Genomic DNA, 18,434 nt, shown 5'->3' with positions numbered 1-18,434 from the left:
GAGATCGTTTCAGCCCAGTGACAGAACGACCAGCGCCGTGGTCGCCGCCGTCTCCGCCAGACCGCCGAAGACGTCCCCCGTGACTCCGCCGAACCGGCGCGTGCAGTGACGCAGCAGCGCCTCGGCGGCGGCCAGGGCGAGGACGACCGCGAGCACCGTACGGATCACGCCATACGGTCCGAAGAGGGCACCGGACGCCGCCGCGGCCACGGTGAACGCCACCGCCGCGGCCACCGCCCCCCGTACGGGCACCACCCCCGCGACCGCCGCGCCCAGCCCCTCCGGCCGAGCCGCCGGAACCCCTGTCCGGGCCGCCAGGGTCAGGGCCAGCCGGGCGAGGGCCGCTGAGACCACGGCGGCGCACGCGCCCCGGGCCCAGGAGGCGTCGTAGGCGTGGGCGAGCGCGGTGACCTGCGCGAGCATGACGAGGACGAGGGTGATGACCCCGAACGGTCCGATGTCGGACTGCTTCATGATCCGCAGCGCGTCCTCGGCGGGCTTCCCGCTGCCCAGCCCGTCAGCGGTGTCCGCGAGCCCGTCGAGATGCAGTCCCCGGGTGAGTGCGGCCGGCACCGAGACACTCGCCACGGCGGCGAGCGGGGCGCCCGCACCGAGGAACAGCAGCGCCAGGCCGAGACCGGCGGCGGCGGCGCCCACCACCAGCCCCGCCAGCGGAGCACACAGCATGCCGCCGCGTGCGGCCTGACGGTCCCACCGGGTCACCCGGACCGGGATCACCGTGAGGGTGCCGAAAGCGAAGCGGAGGCCGTCGAGGGGCGAGGTGGTGGGCACCGGCGCAGGCTACCGGCCGGTCAGGAGAGCGCGAACGGCAGCCGAGGATAAAGTTCACATATGGGATGGCTGGAGCGGAACATCATCGAGCCCGGCAAACTGCCACTGCTTCTCGCTCTCGTCGCCTTCGTGCTGACCTTCCTGATCACCCGGCTCATCACCCGTCTCATCCGGGCGGGCAAAGGCCCCTTCGGCAATGTCAGCAGCGGCGGCGTCCACGTCCACCACGTGGTCCCCGGGGTCATCCTGACGATCGTCGGCGGCTTCGGCGCGGTGGCGGGTGGCCAGCACGGCTTCGGGTCCTGCCTGGCCGCGGTGTTCTTCGGCATCGGGGCGGGCCTCGTCCTCGACGAGTTCGCCCTGGTCCTGCACCTCGCCGACGTCTACTGGACCCCGAGCGGCCGCAAGAGCGTCGAGATGGTCGTCCTCACCGCCTCCCTCGTGGGCCTGCTCTTGATCGGCTTCTCGCCGCTGGGCGTCGACGACCTCAGCGACGACCAGCAGCAGAACCGCGCCGTCGTCCTCGGGAACATCGTCGTGAACTTCGCGTTCGCCCTCATCGCCCTGTTCAAGGGCAAGGTCCGCCTCGCGGTCGTGGGCGTGATCATCCCCTTCATCGCCCTGGTCGCTGCCGTACGGCTGGCCCGGCCCACCTCCCCGTGGGCCAAGCGCTTCTACCGCAACCGGCCCCGCGCCCGGGCGAGATCCGCCCTGCGCTCCTACCATCACGACCGCCGCTGGGCGACCCCGATGCGCGCTGTTCAGGACTGGATCGGAGGCGCCCCCGACCCCGAGCCGGCCCGGCCCCTCGAACGCCGCTGACGCAGTTCGCAGGCCGCGCACAGCGCCAGGACCGCCGCGATCGCCGCCAGGTGCTCCTTGCCCGCGAGGTTTTCCTTCACCACGACCTCGACCACCATCGCCACGATCACCAGCGAGGCCGTGACGTACGCGCGATGGCGCCACCCCAGGAAGACGGCCAGGCCCACCACCGCCGCCGACGGCCCGCTGTCCACGACCCGGGCGTCCGAGGCGGGCAGGCCGATCGGCGCGTCGGTCCCCAGCCAGATGCCCAGGCGCGCGTAGAGCGTCCCCGCGAGCGTCGCGACGTAGGCGAGGGCCAGTGTCCGCCACCGGCCCAGGCACAGCTCGGCGATGCCGAACACCAGCAGGATCTGCGCGAGCGCGCCCCACACCGGCAGATCGAGCGCGGGCACGAACAGCGACAGCGGCGTGCGCAGCAGCGCGAGCCACAACGGGTCCTCGGCCCGTACGCCGCCGGCGTCCTGCACGAAGCGGTAGCCCCACGCCTGGTTGTGCACGACGTGCAGCACGGCCGTGAGGCACACGGCCGTGACCGCCATCGGCGCGGCCCGCCAGCGCCGCTCGGCGAGCGGCCCGCGCATGGCGGTGTACAGCGCACCCCATTCGGCGCGGGCCCAGCGGGCGAGCGTGGTCATCCGGCGGTCGTCCCCGTCCGTGCACGGCGTGGTCTGAGGGTGTCCGCGACTCAGTCGAACCGACACCACGTTCCAAGACCGACCGGAACGGGACGAAGTTGAGCCAGGCGTGAGTGACCTGGATCTCGGGACCGCCTACTGCGCGGCGGGCGCCTCCGAGGTGCCCGCCGCGCCCGGCCCCTCGGACGTCTCCGGCCCCTCGGATTCCTCCGGTGCCTCGGACTCCTTCGGTTTCTCGGGCAGTTCCGCCGCCAGCGCGGCGGCGGCCTGCACGAGCGGCAGCGCCAGCAGGCCGCCCGCGCCCTCGCCGACGGTCACGCCATGGGTGAGCAGCGGCTCCAGGGCCATCCGGTCCAGCGCCTTCGCCTGCCCGGGCTCACCGCTGTCGTGTGCGGCCAGCCACCAGTCCGGCGCCCGGAACGCGATGCGCTGCCCGACCAGTGCGCACGCGGCCGCCACGACCCCGTCGAGCACCACCGGGAGCTTGCGCACCGCGCTCTGCAGCAGGAAGCCGGTCATCGCGGCGACGTCGGCCCCGCCGACCGCCGCCAGCAGCCGCAACTGGTCCCCGAGCACCGGACGTGCCCGGCGCAGCGCGTCGCGGATCGCCGCGCACTTGCGCATCCACGCCAGGTCGTCGATCGCCTGCCCGCCGCGTCCGGTCACGACCGACGCGTCGACCCCGCACAGCGCCGCGACCAGCACGCCCGCCACCGTGGTCCCGCCGACGCTCACATCGCCGAGCACCACCAGGTCCGTGCCCGAGTCGGCCTCCTCGTCGGCCACCGCGACCCCGGCCAGGAAGGCCGCCTCGGCCTCCTCGGGGGTCAGCGCGTCCTCGATGTCGATCCGCCCGCTGCCGCGCCGCACCCGGTGCCGTACGACGTCCGCCGGCAGGCCCTCGGGGTCGCAGTCCAGGGCCATGTCGACGATCCGCACCGGCACGCCCAGCCGCCGTGCCAGCACCGACACGGGCCGGCCGCCCTCGAGCACCTCGCGCACCAACTCCCCGGCGCTGCCCGCCGGCCGGGCCGAGACGCCCAGTCCGGCGACGCCGTGGTCACCGGCGAAGAGCACCACCCGCGGCCGTTCGACCGGCCGGACCGGCACGGCGGACTGCGCCGCCGCCAGCCACTCGCCCAGTTCGTCGAGTCGGCCCAGCGACCCGGGCGGCACGATCTGTCGCTCCCGGCGCGCCTCGGCGTCACGGCGGATCCCGCCGTCCGGACGCTCGATCAGATCGGTGAAGTCGTCGAGATTAAGCGAGCTCATTCGCCGAACAGTACCGGCCCGGATCGAACGGCACGGCGCCACATCACCACTCCGTCACGGCGACGTCGTTGCACCCGGGATCGGCATCCCATACGTTCCGTTTTGCAGCGGATTGTCGTATGTCGTCGTGCGCGCTCGTTCACGGCCGTTCGACGTCCCCGCCGTACGTCCCGCCGTACGCCGTCGCGCCCGGGAGTCGCCCATGCCCGCACACCCCGTCTCGTCCGCACCCGCCCTCTCCCCGTCGACCGCACGCGTGCACGAACCGCGCCGGGAGGACTGCCCCTGGTGCGGCTCCGCCCGGCTGCGGAACCGGCTGCGCACCGGTGACCTGCGGCAGTACAAGCCGGGCAGCTTCACCGTCGACGCGTGCCGGGACTGCGGCCACACCTTCCAAAACCCCCGCCTCACCGTGGAGGGCCTCGCCCTCTACCACCGGACCGCGCGCGGGGCGCCCAGGGACCCGGCGAGCGACGGCCTCCTCGCCCTGCGCTCCAGCCCCCGCCGCCACCGCTCCGCGGCCCGCGCGATGCTGTGCTGCGGCGAGCCGGAGAGCTGGCTGGACGTCGGGACGGGCCACGCCCGCTTCCCCGCCACGGCCCGTCAGTTCTTTCCCTACACCGCCTTCGACGGCCTCGACCCCACCCCGCGCGTGGTCCGCGCCCGCACGGCCGACCGCGTCGAGGAGGCCCACGTCGGCCGGCTGACGGACCCCCGGATCGCCGTGCCGCTGCGCGCCCGCTACGACGTGGTCAGCATGCTCCACCACCTGGAGGGCACAGCGGATCCCCGAGCGGAACTGAGGGCCGCCCTCTCCGTGCTGCGCCCTGGCGGCCACCTGCTCATCGAGACCCTGAGCCCCCGCAGCGTCTTCGCCGCCCTGCTGGGCCGCTGGTGGCTCCCCTACGACCAGCCGCGCCACCTCCACCTGCTGCCTCCGCAGAACATCCGCGCGGAACTGGAGTCGGCGGGCTGCACGATCCTGACGCTCGACCACCGGCCGGTCCACGTCCCCCACGACCTCGCGGGCGCCACGTCCCTGGCCCTCTCCCACGCGCTGCCCACCCCGGACACCCCCTGGCGGGCCGTCCCGCCGCCCCCCGTGCGGCGGCACGCCCGCACGGCCCTGCTCCGCGCCGGTGTCCCGCTGGTGGCCGTGGCGGCACTGGCGGACCACCTCATCGCCCCGGTGGCCCGCCGCACGCGCTTCGCGAACACCTACCGGGTGATCGCCCGCGCGGCTCCCCGGGCCGGGGCCGAGTCCGAGGGAAGGGGAGCCGCGGAGTGAAAGGCCGGCCGGACCTCACGGAGCCCGTCAGCCCCGCAGCACCATCGCCTGCCCCGCCACCACCAGCAGCACATGCTCACACTCGTCCGCGAACTGCGCGTTGAGCCGCCCGAGTTCATCCCGGTAGCGCCGCCCCGACGCCGTCGACGGCACGATCCCCGACCCCACCTCGTTCGACACGGCGACCACCGTCCGCCGGGTCACCCGCACCGCCTCCGTGAGCTCCCGCACCCGTTCCCGCAGCACCTTCTCCCCGCGCTCCGCCCACACCGCGTCGTCCCACGCCCCGGCGGAGTCCATCGCGTCGGTCAGCCACAAGGACAGACAGTCGATCAGCAAGGGAGGCCCCTCGGCCTCCAGCAACGGCACCAGATCGCAGGTCTCGACCGTCCGCCACGACCCCGGCCGCCGGTCCCGGTGGGCCGCCACCCGTGAGGACCACTCCGTGTCCCCGTTGCGCGACCCGCCCGTCGCCACGTAGAGCACGTCCGGAAAGGCCTCCAGTCTGCGCTCGGCCTCCACCGACTTGCCCGACCGCGCCCCGCCCAGCACCAGCGTCCGCCGCGGCACGTCCGGCACGTCCTCGTACGCACCCACCACCAGCGTCGCCCCGTCCGGCACGGCCCGCGCCCCCGCCGCCGCGAGCCGCCGCCCGAGCTCGGGGCCGGGCGGCAGGTCGTGGTCCAGGTGAACGGCGACCACGTCGGTCGTCGGGCCGACCGCCCCCACCGCGCGCAGCCTGGCCAGCGCGTCCGGCCGCCCCACGACGTCCGCGAGGACCATGTCGTACGACTCGGCCGGCTGCTCCAGACCCGCCGGCGCCCCGCCCGGCGGCAGATACAGCAGCCGCTGTCCCTCCGGCCCGGTCACCGCGTACCCCGTGCCCGGCGCGTCCAGCGCCACCGCCCGCACCCGGTGCCCCGTCAGCAGCGTCAACTCCCGCCCGTCCGGCACCCGTCCGGGCTGCGGCAGCCCCGCCGGCACCTCGACCGCCGGCCCGTCGTGCGGATGCGACAGCAGCACCTGCCGTACACCGGTCAGCGAACGCCCCGCCCGCGCCGCGGCGAACGCGGCGCCCGGCGTCAGATCGAGCAGCAGCGCCCCGTCCACGAGCAACGAGGTGGCCGCCCGCACGTCGGGACCGAGAGCGGCCGCACAGGCCGCGCAGGGACAGTCGGGGCGGGGGAGACCCGCGGGGGCGCCGGTGCCGAGCAGAGTGAGTTCCACGCAACGATTCTCACCCGTGCCCATGAGTCACGCGTGATGGAGACGCCCCCACGGGGACGTGGGGAACCGCGCAGCGCCCACGACCCGCCCCCGACCGGTGACCCGCACCCCCGCAAGGCCTATAACACCCCACCTTGCGGAACGCTTAGGCTCGGGACGGGAGCCGGACCAAGATCCGGCTTTCGCTGTGCAGTGTGCTCACACACATGGGAGGCGTACATGGCGGCATGGACGTGGCGGTTCGAGAAGACCGACGGTACGGAGGTCCAGCCCTCGGTGCCGCCGGAGGACTTCCCCACCCAGGGGGACGCCGAGTCCTGGATCGGAGAGCACTGGAAGGCCCTGCAGGAGGGCGGTGCCGATCAGGTGCGGCTGTTCGAGGACGCCACGGAGATCTACGGGCCGATGAGCCTGCACGCGGCCGAGGCGTGAGCCCGCTGGGCGGGGGCCGACGGCCCCCGCCCACCCCCTCGTCCGGTCAGCCGCGCACGCCGCACAGGTGCAGCAGCGCGGCCACCCCGCGGTACGGATCCGTCCGCCCGGCCTTCTCCTCCACCGCCAGCAGCGTCTCCACGTCGGCCGGCACCTCGGCGCCGTCCGCCGCCGTGTCGGTGAACACGCGCACCCCGTACCAGGCGTGCAGCGGCGCCCCGATCCCCGCGAGCGTCGACGTCAGGTCCTTCAGCCGGTCGGCCCGTACGTCGAGGCCCAGCCGGTTGCGATAGGAGACCGTGTCGAAGGCCGTCAGCGCCCCGGACCAGTCACCGGACAGGCCCGGCCGGATCGCGAGCGCGTCCCCGTTGCGCACCAGCAGGGACAGCAGCCCGCCGGGCGCGAGCATCCGGGCGAGCCCCGCCAGCAGCGGGTCGGGCTCCTCGACGTACATCAGGACGCCGTGGCACAGCACCACGTCGAAACTGCCCGGCAGGAAGTGCACGCCGGTGTCCCGGCCGTCGCCCTCGATGATCCGCATCCGCTCCCGGATGCCCTCCGGTTCCCCGGCGAGTGACTCCCGGGCCACGGCGACCATCGTCGCGTCCTGCTCCAGACCGGTCACCTGGTGCCCGGCCCGGGCCAGTCGCAGCGCCTGCGTGCCCTGGCCCATCCCCACGTCGAGCACCCGCAGGCGCCGGCCGACCGGGAACCGGCCGACTATCTGCTCGTCCAGCTGGCGGGCCACCAGCTCCTGGCGGACGACATCGCGCAGCCCGCCCAGCTTGTCCAGCCAGGCGTCCGCCGCACCCCCGGAGAACGGCGTCGTGGTCAGGGCCGCTCTCCACGCTTGACCTGCGGCTTCGGCAGCCGGAGCCGGCGCATCTGCAGGGAGCGCATCAGGGCGTAGGCGACGGCGCCGCGCTTGTTCTCCCCCGCGAAGCGCTCGTTCAGCTGCTTCTTCAGACGGAACGACGTCACGAACGAGTCGAGCACGATCAGCACGATCACCACGAGCCACAGCAGCAGCGCGATGTTCTGCAGCGCCGGTACTCGCACCATGCTCAGCACGAGGATGACCACGGCCATCGGCAGGAAGAACTCCGCGATGTTGAAGCGGGAGTCGACGAAGTCGCGCGCGAACCGGCGGACCGGCCCCTTGTCACGCGCGGGCAGATACCGCTCGTCGCCGCTCGCCAGCGCCTGGCGCTGCCGCTCCATCGCGGTACGGCGCTCCGCGCGCTGTCGCTTGGCGGCCTCCTTGCGCGTCGTCGACGTGTTGGCCACGCTGCGGCGCTGCGACTGGGCCGCACTGCGCTTGGGCGTGGGGCGGCCCTTGGGGGCCTCGGGGTGACGGGGCTGACTGGAGTCGGTCACCGGCGCCTTGTCGGCGTCCTGGGCCTTCTCATCCTTCGCACGGCTACGGAACACAAAACCCAAGGGTAAGGGCTTCCGGGCATGGACCCCAGCCCGGTGGGGAACGATCCGGCAACACCAGTCGTCAGTAAGGGGACAGAGGGGACGTTGCGTACGCCTCGGGACGTCCCCGCGGGGCGTACGGCTCCGGCGGACCCCGGGGGCCACCTACTCCCTACGCCGGAGCGGGAGCGCACGCAGTCGTCCTTGGGGATGAGCGCATGCGTCCCCGAACAGTGCGGTAATGGATGCAGGGCCCGTACTGTGGGTTCTGTCGCAGGAGCAGCTGCCGGAGTCGGTCAGAAGGGGGCGCGCGAAGCCCATGAGCGGTGTCATGAAGCGTATGGGGATGATCTTCCGCGCGAAGGCGAACAAGGCCCTTGACCGGGCCGAGGACCCGCGCGAGACCCTCGATTACTCGTACCAGAAGCAGCTGGAGCTGCTGCAGAAGGTCCGCCGCGGCGTCGCCGACGTGGCGACCTCCCGCAAGCGCCTGGAGCTGCAGCTCAACCAGCTGCAGTCGCAGTCCGGCAAGCTGGAGGACCAGGGCCGCAAGGCACTGGCGCTGGGCCGCGAGGACCTGGCCCGCGAGGCGCTCTCCCGCCGCGCCGCGCTCCAGCAGCAGGTGACCGACCTGGAGACCCAGCACGCGACGCTCCAGGGCGAGGAGGAGAAGCTCACCCTCGCGGCCCAGCGGCTCCAGGCCAAGGTCGACGCCTTCCGCACGAAGAAGGAGACCATCAAGGCCACCTACACGGCGGCGCAGGCGCAGACCCGGATCGGCGAGGCCTTCTCCGGCATCTCCGAGGAGATGGGCGACGTCGGCCTGGCGATCCAGCGCGCCGAGGACAAGACGGCCCAGCTCCAGGCCCGCGCCGGCGCCATCGACGAGCTGCTCGCCTCCGGCGCCCTCGACGACCCCTCCGGCATGCACAAGGACGACATCCAGGCCGAGCTGGACCGGCTCTCCGGTGGTACGGATGTAGAGCTGGAACTGCAGCGTATGAAGGCCGAGCTGGCCGGCGGCTCGGGCAGCGGTCAGCAGGCCATCGAAGGCGGCTCGAACGGGCAGCAGTCCCAGCAGCAGCCGCAGGACACTCCGCGCTTCGACAAGCAGTAGGGGTCCACGCCTAGGAGGGCGACATGATCGTACGGATCATGGGGGAGGGCCAGGTGAGTCTGGCCGACGGCCACCTCGCCGAGCTGAACAGGCTGGACGACGAACTCCTGGCGGAGATGGAGAACGGCGACGGCCCCGGCTTCCGCCGCACTCTCCAGGCCCTCCTGGCCAGGGTCCGCGACCTCGGAGACCCCCTCCCGGACGACTCCCTCGAACCATCGGAACTGATCCTGCCGTCTCCCGACGCGACCTTGGAGGAAGTCCGGGAGCTCCTGAGCGACGACGGCTTGATCCCGGGTTAGTGGTCCGCGGGCAGCACACCGCTGCGCCGGGCTGCGGACCCACCCGACCTCACCCCGCACGCCGAGCACCTCACAACCAGCCTTGCGACCCCGCCCCCATACCCCCGCACACCCACCCCGGCTACCGTGAACCCCCGTGAGCACCCTCGCGCGGGCCAAACACCAGGCCAAGGCGCACCCCCTGGCCCTGGACGCCGTCCTCGCCCTCGCCGTCCTGGTCTGCATGGTCGCCGGCTCGTTCGTCGAACCCCGCCACCGTGACAGCGTCAGCTGGGCCCTGCGCACCCCCGACCCCCTCAGCCTCGTCCTCATGGCCCTCGGCGCCGCCGCCCTGGTCTTCCGCCGCCGTGCCCCCATGACGGTCCTCGCCGTCACCGGCACCCTCTCCGTCGTCGAGTCCCTCACCGGCGACCCCCGCACCCCCGTCGCGATGTCCGCCGTCATCGCGCTCTACACCGTCGCCTCCACCACCGACCGCCCCACCACCTGGCGCGCCGGCCTGCTCACCATGACCGTGCTGACCGGCGCCGCCATGTCGGCCGGCTCCCTGCCCTGGTACGCCCAGGAGAACCTCGCGATCTTCGCCTGGACCGGCATCGGCGCCACCGCGGGTGACGCCGTCCGCAGCCGCCGCGCCTTCGTCCAGGCCATCCGGGAGCGCGCCGAACGGGCCGAGCGCACCCGCGAGGAGGAGGCCCGCCGCCGCGTCGCCGAGGAACGCCTGCGCATCGCCCGGGACCTGCACGACGTCGTCGCCCACCACATCGCCCTGGTCAACGTGCAGGCCGGGGTCGCCGCCCACGTCATGGACAAGCGCCCCGACCAGGCCAAAGAGGCCCTCGGGCACGTCCGCGAGGCCAGCCGCTCCGCCCTCAACGAACTCCGCGCCACCGTGGGCCTGCTCCGGCACTCCGACGACCCCGAGGCCCCCACCGAACCCGCCCCGGGCCTGGACCGCCTCGGCGAACTCACCGGCACCTTCCGCAACGCCGGCCTGCACATCGAGGTCGCCCGCGCCGACCAGGGCACCACCCTGCCCGCGGCCGTCGACCTGGCCGCCTACCGGATCATCCAGGAGGCCCTCACCAATGTGCAGAAGCACGCCGGGCCCCAGGCCAAGGCGGAGGTCAGCGTCGTCCGCGTCGGACCGCACATCGAGATCACCGTGCTCGACGACGGCGGCGGCGAGCCCGATACCCAGGACAGCGGCGGCGGCCACGGACTGCTCGGCATGCGCGAACGCGTCACGGCACTGCGCGGCACCCTCACCACCGGTCCCCGCTACGGAGGCGGTTTTCGCGTCCATGCCATCCTGCCGGTGAAGAACCGCACACCGACCGGAGAGGACCCCGCATGACCATCCGTGTCCTGCTCGCCGACGACCAGGCGCTGCTGCGCAGCGCCTTTCGCGTGCTCGTCGACTCCGAGCCCGACATGGAGGTGGTCGGCGAGGCCTCCGACGGCGCGGAAGCGGTCCGGCTGACGAAGGAGCAGCAGGCCGACGTCGTGCTCATGGACATCCGCATGCCCGGCACCGACGGTCTCGCCGCGACCCGCATGATCAGCGCCGACCCCGACCTCGCCGACGTCCGGGTGGTCATCCTGACGACCTTCGAGGTCGACGACTACGTCGTGCAGTCGCTGCGGGCCGGCGCCTCCGGCTTCCTCGGCAAGGGCGCCGAACCCGAGGAGCTGCTGAACGCCATCCGCATCGCCGCGGGCGGACAGGCCCTGCTCTCCCCGGCGGCCACCACGGGCCTGATCGCCCGGTTCCTCGCCACCGAGGACCCGGCCGACGACGACCGCGACCCGGGCCGCGGCGAACGGCTCGACTCGCTCACCGTCCGCGAACGCGAGGTGCTCGTCCTGGTCGCCGGCGGGCACTCCAACGACGAGATCGCCGAGCGCCTCGAAGTCAGCCCGCTGACCGTGAAGACGCACGTCAACCGGGCCATGGCCAAGCTGGGTGCCCGGGACCGCGCCCAGCTCGTCGTCACCGCGTACGAGTCCGGCCTGGTCCGTCCAAGGGTGGAGTGAGCCCGGCCCGGCCGTACTGCGGCCGGAGTAGGCGCCGCGTAAGGATTTGGACCTGGGGCCTACGAAACCCGGTCCCCCCATGGCTCAGGGTGTAGGGGCGGGCGCTCATCTGCGCGCCCGCTGCCGCTTCTGCCGTTAACAGAAGAGAGACCCTCACCCATGTCCTGGCTGTCGAGATTCAGCCTCGCGCAACGAGCCCTCATAGGGCTGATGTCGATCATCGCGCTCGTCTTCGGGGCGATCGCGATACCCCAGCTGAAGCAGCAGCTGCTGCCCACCATCGAACTGCCCGTGGTGTCGGTGCTGGCGCCGTACCAGGGCGCGTCCCCGGACGTGGTCGAAAAGCAGGTCGTCGAGCCCATCGAGGACACCCTCGAAGCCGTCGACGGCATCAGCGGCGTCACCTCCACCGCCAGCGAGGGCAACGCCGTGATCATGGCGTCCTTCGACTACGGCAACGGCACCGAGCAGCTGGTCGCCGACGTCCAGCAGGCCGTCAACCGGGCCCGCGTCCAGCTCCCGGACGACGTCGACCCGCAGGTCGTCGCCGGTTCGACGGACGACATCCCGACCGTCGTCCTCGCCGTCACCTCCGGCCGCGACCAGCAGGCCCTGGCCGATCAGCTCGACAAGACCGTGGTGCCGGACCTGAAGAGCATCGACGGCGTCGGCCAGGTCACCGTCGACGGTGTGCGCGACCTCCAGGTCACCGTCACGCCCGACGACGCGAAGCTGGCGAAGGCGGGCCTGACCTCGCAGTCCCTCTCCCAGGCCCTCCAGGCGGGCGGCGCGACCGTCCCGGCCGGGTCCTTCGACGAGGACGGCGCCAACCGCACGGTCCAGGTCGGCGGCGGCCTGACCTCGCTGAAGCAGATCCAGGACCTGATGGTCACGGCCGGGCCCGGCAAGGGCAAGCCGGTGCGGCTCGGTGACGTCGCCGCCGTGAAGCAGCAGGAGGCCACGGCCGACTCCATCACCCGCACCGACGGCAAGCCCAGCCTCTCCGTCGCCGTGACGATGGACCGCGACGGCAGCGCGGTCGCCATCTCCGACGCCGTCCAGGACAAGCTCCCGGAGCTCCGCAAGGACCTCGGGTCGGGCGCGAGCCTCACGGTCGTCAGCGACCAGGGCCCGGCCGTGTCCAAGTCCATCAAGGGCCTGACCACCGAGGGCGCGCTCGGTCTGCTCTTCGCCGTCCTGGTGATCCTCGTCTTCCTGGCCTCGATCCGCTCGACCCTCGTGACGGCGGTGTCGATCCCGCTGTCCGTGGTCCTCGCCCTGATCGTGCTGTGGACGCGCGACCTGTCGCTGAACGTCCTCACCCTGGGCGCCCTGACCATCGCCGTCGGACGCGTCGTCGACGACTCGATCGTGGTCCTGGAGAACATCAAGCGCCATCTCGGCTACGGCGAGGAGCGTCACTCGGCGATCCTGAACGCGGTCCGCGAGGTGGCGGGCGCGGTGACGTCCTCGACGCTCACCACGGTCGCGGTGTTCCTGCCGATCGGCCTGGTCGGCGGCATGGTGGGCGAGCTGTTCGGCTCGTTCAGCCTCACCGTCACGGCCGCGCTGCTGGCGTCCCTCCTCGTCTCCCTGACGGTCGTGCCGGTCCTGTCGTACTGGTTCCTGCGTCCCCCGAAGGGCACCCCCGAGGACGCGGCCGAGGCCCGCCGGATCGCCGAGGAGAAGGAGGCCAGGAGCCGCCTCCAGCGCCTCTACGTCCCCGTCCTGCGCTTCGCGACCCGCCGCCGCCTCACCAGTGTGGCCCTCGCGGTCGTCGTCCTGATCGGCACGTTCGGCATGGCGCCGCTGCTGAAGACGAACTTCTTCGACCAGGGCGAGCAGGAGGTCCTCACCGTCAAGCAGGAGCTGAAGCCCGGCACCAGCCTGTCCGCGACGGACGCCCAGGCCAGGAAGGTCGAGCGGCTGCTCGCCGGCACCAAGGGCGTGAAGGACTACCAGGTCACGGTCGGCTCGTCCGGCTTCATGGCGGCCTTCGGCGGCGGCACGGACACCAACCAGGCCTCGTACCAGGTCATGCTCGACGACTCGGCGTCTTACGAGGACGTCCAGGACGGCATCGAGAAGGGCCTGGCCGGACTGAAGGGCATCGGCACGACCACCGTCGCCGCCGGTGACGGATTCGCCAGCCAGGACCTCAGTGTGGTCGTGAAGGCCGCCGACGCCGGCGTCCTGCGCACGGCGGCCGAGGAGGTCCGCAGGACGGTCGCCTCGCTCGACGACGTCACGGACGTCTCCAGCGACCTCGCGACCAGCGTGCCGCGCATCTCGGTCAAGGCCGACGACAAGGCGGCCGCGGCCGGTTTCGACGACCGGACGCTCGGCGCCGCCGTCGCCCAGGCCGTCCGCGGCACCACCGCCGCCAAGGCGGTCCTGGACGACACCGAGCGCGACGTCGTCATCCGCTCGGCCAAGCCCGCCAAGACCCTGAAGCAGCTTCAGGACCTGCGCCTCGGCGGCACGGTGAGGCTCGGCGACATCGCCACGGTGAAGCAGGTCGACGGCCCGGTCTCGATGACCCGCATCGACGGCCAGCGGGCGGCCACCATCACCGCGAAGCCGACCGGCGACAACACCGGCGCGGTCAGCGCCCAGCTCCAGTCGAAGGTCGACGCGCTGAAGCTCCCGGACGGCGCCACGGCGTCGATCGGCGGTGTCTCCGAGGACCAGGACGAGGCGTTCGCCAACCTGGGCCTGGCGATGCTGGCGGCCATCGCGATCGTCTTCATGCTGCTGGTCGGCACCTTCAAGTCCCTGGTCCAGCCGCTGATCCTGCTCGTCTCCATCCCGTTCGCCGCCACCGGCGCGATCGGCCTGCTGATCGCCACCGGCACCCCGATGGGCGTCCCGGCGATGATCGGCATGCTGATGCTGATCGGCATCGTGGTGACGAACGCGATCGTGCTGATCGACCTGATCAACCAGTACCGCAAGCAGGGCCACGGCGTCGTCGAGGCCGTCATCGAGGGCGGCCGGCACCGGCTGCGCCCGATCCTGATGACCGCCCTGGCGACGATCTTCGCCCTGCTGCCGATGGCCCTCGGCATCACCGGCGAGGGCGGCTTCATCGCCCAGCCGCTCGCCGTGGTCGTGATCGGCGGTCTGGTCACCTCGACGCTGCTGACGCTGCTGCTGGTCCCGACGCTGTACGCGATGGTCGAACTCCGCAAGGAGCGCCGGGCGAGGAAGCGCGCGGCGAAGAAGGGCCTGCCGGCCCAGCGGACGGACGCGACGGAACCGGAGCACGCGCGGGCGTGACGGCGTGACCCGGCGGCGGCCGGGCACCGGACCTCCCCGTCCGGTGCCCGGCCGCCGCCTTGTCCGGTTACGTATCCTGTGGCTCTCGAACGGCTTCACGGGGGAAGGGGATTCGGGCGTGCCGCTGCACAGCGACGACCCGAAGTCGGTCGGTGGCTACCGGCCGCTCGACCGGCTCGGGGCCGGGGGGATGGGCGTGGTCTACCGGGCCAGGGCCCGTTCGGGCCGTGTCGTGGCCCTCAAGGTCGTGCATGCCCAGTACGCGGCGGACGCCGTCTTCCGCACCCGGTTCCGGCAGGAGATCGCGGCGGTCCGCAAGGTCAGCGGAGCCTTCACGGCGCCGGTCCTGGACGCGGACCCCGACGCGGCGCGGCCCTGGATGGCCACCCAGTACGTGCCCGGCCCCTCGCTCGCCCGGCGGATCCGCGACCGGGGCGCCCTGCCGGAGGCCGAACTGCGCGGCATCGCCCTGGGGCTGGTGGAGGCGCTGCGCGACATCCACCGGGCGGGGGTGGTCCACCGGGACCTGAAGCCGGCCAACGTCCTGCTGGCCGAGGACGGCCCGCGCGTCATCGACTTCGGCATCTCCCGCGCGGCCGGGGACCACCAGACGCTCACCGAGACCGGCCAGATGATCGGCACACCGCCCTTCATGTCGCCCGAACAGCTCGTCGACGCCCGGGCGGTCGGCCCCGCCTCGGACGTCTTCTCCCTCGGGTCCCTGCTGGTGTACTCCGTCACCGGGCGCGGCCCCTTCGACGCCGACAGCCCGTATCTGACGGCGTACCGGGTCGTCCACCACGAACCCGTGCTCGACGGGGTGGAACCACGGCTGCGCGCCCTGCTGGAGCGCTGCCTGGCCAAGGACGCCCCGGACCGGCCCGGACTCGACGAGCTGGCAGGGGAGTTCGCGGCCCTGCTGCCCGAAGCCGCGGACGGAGCCACCCTGACCCTCCGGGCCGGTCGGCTCGCGGCCGTCGACGCCGTCCGCCCGGCGTCCGCCGCCGGCTGCGCTCAGGCCGCCCCGCCCCTCGCCGAGGGGGATCCACCGGAGGCGGGACGCCCCCGCCGTCGGGTCCGGCCGATGCCGGTCGTGACGGGCGCGGTGGGTGCTGTCGTCCTCGGCCTGACGGCCTATCTGACCCTGGGCCCCGGCTGGGCGCTGAGCGGTGACCCCTCCGCGCAGTCCCGCTGGGCGGCGCCGCCGGCCGGATGGCGGCCCTGGCAGACGACGGTCTATGAGACGGCCGCGCGCGGAGTGCGCACGGTGCCCGAACGGCAGGAGGGCGGAACGCGGGGCGGTCCGCAGTGCCACGTCCACGAGCGCGCCGTGTTCTGCGCGGGCGACGGGATCCTGCCCGTACGGTTGGACGGCAGGACGGGAGCGACCGTCTGGCGTGCCGGTCCGGCGGCGTCCGTCACCGGTGACGACTTCTCCAGGTTCAAGATCCTCGGTGTCCGGGACGACGCGGTGGTGGTGCAGCAGGAACCGCAGGGCGAGGGGCCGAACCGGATCCTCGCCTTCGACACCGGCACCGGTGACCGGCTGTGGCAGCGCGCGGTGAACGCCGAGTGGATCGATCCGGTGCTGTCCGCCGGCCTCGTCGTGCTCCCGGAGGGCGACGGCACCTCCGTGACCGCCCGTTCGCCCCACAGCGGAGCCGCGCGCTGGACGCAGCGGCTGCCCGTGCGGCACTACTGCGGGACCACGGGAGCGGGCGAGCGGCTGTACCTGCAGTGCGCCCCGGAGGCGTCCGGCCCCTCCCTGGTCGTCGAAGCAGGCCGGGCCGACGGTCCGCACCGGCAGTTGACCGTCCCGGCGAAGGCCAACCTCCTCGGTGCCTTCGACGGCCGACTCCTCTTCCTGGACCTCAGCGAGGACGAGGACGGCAACCTGCTCATGGGCCAGGACGTTCCCTACGCGGCCATCCGGACGGTGGACCCCCGCACGGGTGCCCACCGCATCACGAAGCTGGCCGAGGAGTACGGGGGACAGGTGTCGCCGGCGGACGGCACGTTGTGGTTCGCCTCGTCGAACGGGCAGGTCACCGCCGTCTCCGCCGGGACGGGCAAGCCGCTGTGGCAGACCTCGACCAGCCTGGAGCGGCCGAGCGAGGCGACGTACGACCCGCGGACCCGGGCGGTGTACCTGGCCAGTGCCACCGGCCGGGTCGGTGCGCTCGACGCGAAGAAGGGCACCCTGCTCTGGGAAACGCTGCCGCGGGCCGTGCGTGACGACACCGACTGGGGCGCCACCGAGGTGCGGACGCTCGACGGCGCGTTGGTCGCCGCCACCCCCGGCGGCACGGTCTTCAGCCTCGACCCCGCCCACCCCGAGCGGAAACCGCGCTCGGGGTGACGGCGGGCCGGACGACGGCTACGGCAGCGCCAGCATCCGCTCCAGGGCCAGCTTGGCGAACGCCTCCGTCTCCTTGTCCACCTCGATGCGGTTGACGAGGCTGCCCTCGGCCAGGGACTCCAGGGCCCAGACCAGGTGCGGGAGGTCGATGCGGTTCATGGTCGAGCAGAAGCAGACCGTCTTGTCGAGGAAGACGATCTCCTTGCCCTCGGGAGCGAAACGGTTCGCCAGGCGGCGGACCAGGTTCAGTTCCGTGCCGATGGCCCACTTGGAACCGGCCGGCGCGGCCTCCAGGGCCTTGATGATGTACTCCGTCGAGCCGACGTAGTCCGCCGCGGCCACGACCTCGTGCCTGCACTCGGGGTGCACCAGGACGTTGACGCCCGGGATCCGCTCGCGCACGTCGTTCACCGAGTCCAGGCTGAAGCGGCCGTGCACCGAGCAGTGGCCGCGCCACAGGATCATCTTCGCCGCGCGCAGCTCGTCGGCCGTCAGCCCGCCGTTCGGCTTGTGCGGGTTGTAGAGGACGCAGTCCTCCAGGGACATGCCCATGTCCCGCACGGCGGTGTTGCGGCCGAGGTGCTGGTCGGGCAGGAAGAGGACCTTCTCGCCCTGCTCGAAGGCCCAGTCCAGAGCCCGCTTGGCGTTGGACGAGGTGCAGATCGTGCCACCGTGCTTGCCCGTGAACGCCTTGATGTCGGCGGAGGAGTTCATGTACGAGACGGGCACGACCTGCTCGGCTATCCCGGCCTCGGTCAGCACGTCCCAGCACTCGGCGACCTGCTCGGCCGTCGCCATGTCGGCCATCGAGCAGCCGGCGGCCAGGTCGGGCAGGACGACCTTCTGGTCGTCGGACGTCAGGATGTCCGCCGACTCCGCCATGAAGTGCACGCCGCAGAACACGATGTACTCGGCCTCCGGACGGGCGGCGGCGTCCCGGGCGAGCTTGAACGAGTCACCCGTCACGTCGGCGAACTGGATGACCTCGTCACGCTGGTAGTGGTGGCCGAGCACGAAGACCTTGTCCCCGAGCTTCTCCTTCGCCTTGCGGGCGCGCTCCACCAGGTCCGGGTCGGACGGCGAGGGCAGGTCGCCGGGACACTCCACACCGCGCTCGCTCTTCGGGTCGGCCTCACGGCCGAGGAGCAGCAGGGCGAGGGGCGTCGGCTGGACGTCGAGCTCCTGGGTCTGGGCGGTGGTCACGACACGCACCCTTTCTGTTTCTGCGACTTTTCGTCGATTTGACGCTATCTATCATAACCGCTTCACGTCACTTTGACGATGGCCATAGCGTCTGTGTGACGTGAATCCCGGCGAGCCGCCGTTCATTCCCGGGAAGACCCGGAAAGAGCCGTTTTCCGGTTCCCGGCGCGTGTGCGAGCATGAAAGGAGCCGAGATCGAGCGCCCGGCCCCGGAATGAATCCGCGGCCCCGCCGGTTGCAACCGTCG

General features: G+C 72.6%; 16 protein-coding genes. 9 read left to right on the top strand and 7 right to left on the bottom strand.

Annotated elements, in window-relative coordinates; all coding sequences use genetic code 11:
• Positions 1-9: 9 nt before the first annotated feature.
• Positions 10-792, bottom strand: a complete 783-nt coding sequence (locus tag ADK65_RS21595) for an adenosylcobinamide-GDP ribazoletransferase (protein WP_053671982.1) — start codon at positions 790-792, stop codon at positions 10-12.
• A 60-nt stretch (positions 793-852) separates the two neighbouring features.
• On the opposite strand from ADK65_RS21595, the gene ADK65_RS21590 reads away from it, so the two are divergent.
• Positions 853-1,614 carry a hypothetical protein gene (locus ADK65_RS21590; protein WP_053671981.1) on the top strand — a complete coding sequence of 254 codons (762 nt, stop codon included), beginning with the start codon at positions 853-855 and terminating at the stop codon, positions 1,612-1,614.
• Here ADK65_RS21590 and ADK65_RS38595 read toward each other — a convergent pair.
• Both ADK65_RS38595 and cobT read right to left on the bottom strand, forming a co-directional pair.
• Positions 1,554-2,252, bottom strand: a complete 699-nt coding sequence (locus tag ADK65_RS38595) for a hypothetical protein (RefSeq protein WP_053671980.1) — start codon at positions 2,250-2,252, stop codon at positions 1,554-1,556. The two genes, ADK65_RS21590 and ADK65_RS38595, sit on opposite strands and share 61 nt — an antisense overlap.
• Before the next feature lie 135 nt (positions 2,253-2,387).
• Positions 2,388-3,524: a nicotinate-nucleotide--dimethylbenzimidazole phosphoribosyltransferase gene (gene cobT / locus ADK65_RS21580; protein ID WP_053671979.1), complete on the bottom strand. Its 1,137-nt coding sequence runs from the start codon at positions 3,522-3,524 to the stop codon at positions 2,388-2,390.
• A gap of 202 nt (positions 3,525-3,726) precedes the next feature.
• Here cobT and ADK65_RS21575 point away from each other — a divergent pair, with 202 nt between their 5' ends.
• The gene (locus ADK65_RS21575) at positions 3,727-4,812 is read left to right on the top strand and encodes a class I SAM-dependent methyltransferase (protein WP_053671978.1); all 1,086 of its coding nucleotides are present in this window, start codon (positions 3,727-3,729) and stop codon (positions 4,810-4,812) included.
• Between the two features lie 27 nt (positions 4,813-4,839).
• Here the strand turns inward: ADK65_RS21575 and ADK65_RS21570 are convergent, their stop codons facing one another.
• Entirely contained in the window at positions 4,840-6,039 is a 1,200-nt protein-coding gene (locus ADK65_RS21570; protein ID WP_053671977.1) for a bifunctional adenosylcobinamide kinase/adenosylcobinamide-phosphate guanylyltransferase, read from the bottom strand.
• 219 nt (positions 6,040-6,258) lie between these two features.
• On the opposite strand from ADK65_RS21570, the gene ADK65_RS21565 reads away from it, so the two are divergent.
• Complete coding sequence (locus ADK65_RS21565; RefSeq protein ID WP_053671976.1) at positions 6,259-6,471, top strand: hypothetical protein; 213 nt, start codon at positions 6,259-6,261, stop codon at positions 6,469-6,471.
• Positions 6,472-6,517: 46 nt separating this feature from the next.
• On the opposite strand, the gene ADK65_RS21560 is transcribed toward ADK65_RS21565, so the two are convergent.
• Together ADK65_RS21560 and ADK65_RS21555 are read right to left on the bottom strand one after the other, a co-directional pair.
• On the bottom strand, positions 6,518-7,219 hold the full coding sequence (locus tag ADK65_RS21560; RefSeq protein ID WP_053671975.1) for a class I SAM-dependent methyltransferase: 702 nt from the start codon (positions 7,217-7,219) through the stop codon (positions 6,518-6,520).
• 83 nt (positions 7,220-7,302) lie between these two features.
• On the bottom strand, positions 7,303-7,902 hold the full coding sequence (locus ADK65_RS21555) for a DUF3043 domain-containing protein (protein WP_053671974.1): 600 nt from the start codon (positions 7,900-7,902) through the stop codon (positions 7,303-7,305).
• A 319-nt stretch (positions 7,903-8,221) separates the two neighbouring features.
• Here ADK65_RS21555 and ADK65_RS21550 point away from each other — a divergent pair, with 319 nt between their 5' ends.
• The 6 genes from ADK65_RS21550 (at position 8,222) to ADK65_RS21525 (ending at position 16,984) form a co-directional block, all read left to right on the top strand.
• Positions 8,222-9,007 carry a PspA/IM30 family protein gene (locus tag ADK65_RS21550; protein WP_260461168.1) on the top strand — a complete coding sequence of 262 codons (786 nt, stop codon included), beginning with the start codon at positions 8,222-8,224 and terminating at the stop codon, positions 9,005-9,007.
• A gap of 23 nt (positions 9,008-9,030) precedes the next feature.
• A complete protein-coding gene (pspAA, locus tag ADK65_RS21545; protein ID WP_053671972.1) occupies positions 9,031-9,309 on the top strand; it encodes a PspA-associated protein PspAA in 279 nt (92 codons plus the stop codon).
• Positions 9,310-9,445: 136 nt separating this feature from the next.
• Positions 9,446-10,666, top strand: coding sequence for a sensor histidine kinase (locus ADK65_RS21540; RefSeq protein WP_053671971.1), 1,221 nt, complete (start codon positions 9,446-9,448; stop codon positions 10,664-10,666).
• Positions 10,663-11,346, top strand: a complete 684-nt coding sequence (locus ADK65_RS21535) for a response regulator (RefSeq protein WP_053671970.1) — start codon at positions 10,663-10,665, stop codon at positions 11,344-11,346. Before ADK65_RS21540 ends, ADK65_RS21535 begins: the two co-directional genes overlap by 4 nt.
• A gap of 159 nt (positions 11,347-11,505) precedes the next feature.
• On the top strand, positions 11,506-14,625 hold the full coding sequence (locus tag ADK65_RS21530) for an efflux RND transporter permease subunit (RefSeq protein WP_053671969.1): 3,120 nt from the start codon (positions 11,506-11,508) through the stop codon (positions 14,623-14,625).
• A 118-nt stretch (positions 14,626-14,743) separates the two neighbouring features.
• A complete protein-coding gene (locus tag ADK65_RS21525; protein WP_053671968.1) occupies positions 14,744-16,984 on the top strand; it encodes a protein kinase domain-containing protein in 2,241 nt (746 codons plus the stop codon).
• Positions 16,985-17,002: 18 nt separating this feature from the next.
• Here ADK65_RS21525 and nadA read toward each other — a convergent pair whose 3' ends face one another.
• Positions 17,003-18,187, bottom strand: coding sequence for a quinolinate synthase NadA (nadA, locus tag ADK65_RS21520; protein WP_053672260.1), 1,185 nt, complete (start codon positions 18,185-18,187; stop codon positions 17,003-17,005).
• Positions 18,188-18,434 lie beyond the last annotated feature (247 nt).

Source organism: Streptomyces sp. NRRL B-1140, assembly GCF_001280065.1.
In the GTDB taxonomy this organism is placed as follows: Bacteria; Actinomycetota; Actinomycetes; order Streptomycetales; family Streptomycetaceae; genus Streptomyces.
The sequence above is the reverse complement of the archived record's forward strand: the minus strand, read 5'-3'. Positions and strand labels throughout refer to the sequence as shown.